This window comes from Vibrio sp. 779(2023) (assembly GCF_033344285.1).
In the GTDB taxonomy this organism is placed as follows: domain Bacteria; phylum Pseudomonadota; class Gammaproteobacteria; order Enterobacterales; family Vibrionaceae; genus Vibrio; species Vibrio alginolyticus.
Map to the genome: position 1 here is coordinate 1 of NZ_JAWPOM010000070.1, position 1,641 is coordinate 1,641.

Sequence of the window (1,641 nt, forward strand, 5' to 3'; positions counted from 1 at the left end):
TTGTATAGTAAGCAGATTGTAGTTCAAACTGACTGTCTTGGTTCACTTGGTGAATGAATGTGTTACCACGGATATCGCTAATGTAGCCTTCAGAGAAGTACAAAACGCTGTAATGGGTATTTTTCGGGAACTGCTTGCCAAACTCCACAGCGAGTTCGCGACTGCCTTCAGCGTGATCGAAACCGACGTACATAAATGGCTGTCGAGTTTCCCATTCACGGACTGGCGTCGTGATATTTTGCAGGATAAGTTTGGTTTTGGTGGAATCTAAAACGTGTTCGACAAACTTACGATGTCGGGTCGTATCGAGTGTAAAGATTAAGTAGTCGGAATTGCTTTTTAGTGCTTCCATCAAAGAAAGGCTTTGTTGTTTGATATCGGCGTTCGGGCGCGTAAACACTTGATTGATTTGGTAATCAATATTGAGTTTATCTAAGCGCTTCTCAAACGCGTCGATGTTTCTTATCCAGTAATCAGAAATCTGCTGCCCTGGATAAACAACGGAGATTTTTAATGGGTGTCTTTTTTCAGGGGCAATAGGTACAGGATCGTCTCTCACGGCCGCAGCCAGAGCATCCGTTAAGTGTTTCTGTTCTGGAAATTCATTTAAGAATTCTTGATACGCCCAGTAGCCGTTAAGAACCTGAGAGGCTTGTGAAGCCGGAGACATGCCGGCAATTGAAATCAGGGACAATACTAACGCTTTATTCATTTATTGCTCTTTTAGCTTTTTTTATTGAGCCTACTTCAGCTCTGTTTGTGACCTAGCCGAGTCATCCTTTACTCTTGTAATCTACCTTCCACTGAGTGTTTGTTTCAATAGTAAATTTGTCTACTTGGAACAGAACATCGGGCCATTATGCGTCAGAATAGCCATACATGATATACCCAAAGTCCATATGGTATTCTGCTTTTATCTCAAGAAGCTTGGATGTATCGGGCTCGGCCGTATTAGTCGGCTGTATCAATAAATATAAATAAGCCGCCAATGTTGGCGGCTTATAAAAGACAATTGAAATTTAAGAATCCGAAAAACAGGCACTCAAACGGTCACGATGAACCGTTAACTTTGAGAGCAAGACTCGAACATCACTTGCTGATTGTCATCCACGGCAATCAAAGCTTTGAGTTCAACCAACTGCTCTTTCTTGCTCTTGGTTAGTTGTTTGATGAAATACTCAGCGCGCATTGCTGTTACTTTTGAGTCGAAGCTAGTCGACCACTCTAAAACAAGAGGCCCTTTACCCTTGAGCGCTTTTGCGCCTTTGCCAAGTTGGTGCTGTTTAAATCGCCTTTCGATGTCATTGGTAACACCGCAATACAGTGCATTACGGTTATTGCGGATCAGATAAACGCTCCAGTGCTGCTCAACACTTTCACTCATGAAAGTAGAGATTCTACCTGCGCTTTCAATGCATCGAGTTCTTCTCTTAACTCGGCAACTTCTTGCTCTAACTGAGCGACACGTTCCGAGCTTGATGAAGTAGCAGGAACTGCCGCAGCCATTGCTGACACATCGACTTCACCACAGAACAAGTGCATGTAACGAGATTCACGCTTACCAGCTTCACGAGGTAACTTCACCACAAGCGGACCTTTATCTTCGCTAGCAAGATGCTCAAGTACAGCTTCTACTTCTTT

General features: G+C 43.4%; 1 protein-coding gene and 2 pseudogenes. All 3 read right to left on the reverse strand.

The genetic code is table 11. The features are described 5' to 3' along the window. Positions 1–712 (reverse strand): annotated as a pseudogene (locus tag R8O70_RS24930) (ABC transporter substrate-binding protein); the annotation flags it as partial. 351 nt (positions 713–1,063) lie between these two features. Beyond that, positions 1,064–1,384, reverse strand: coding sequence for a GIY-YIG nuclease family protein (locus R8O70_RS24935; RefSeq protein WP_005463466.1), 321 nt, complete (start codon positions 1,382–1,384; stop codon positions 1,064–1,066). Then, positions 1,381–1,641 (reverse strand): annotated as a pseudogene (locus R8O70_RS24940) (DUF480 domain-containing protein); the annotation flags it as partial. The gene R8O70_RS24935 and the pseudogene R8O70_RS24940, both read right to left, overlap by 4 nt.

What these genes read in the sequence shown, in the direction of transcription:
- R8O70_RS24935 (WP_005463466.1), bottom strand. Translation starts at nt 1,384, where the DNA reads ATGAGTGAAAGTGTTGAGCAGCACTGGAGCGTTTATCTGATCCGCAAT.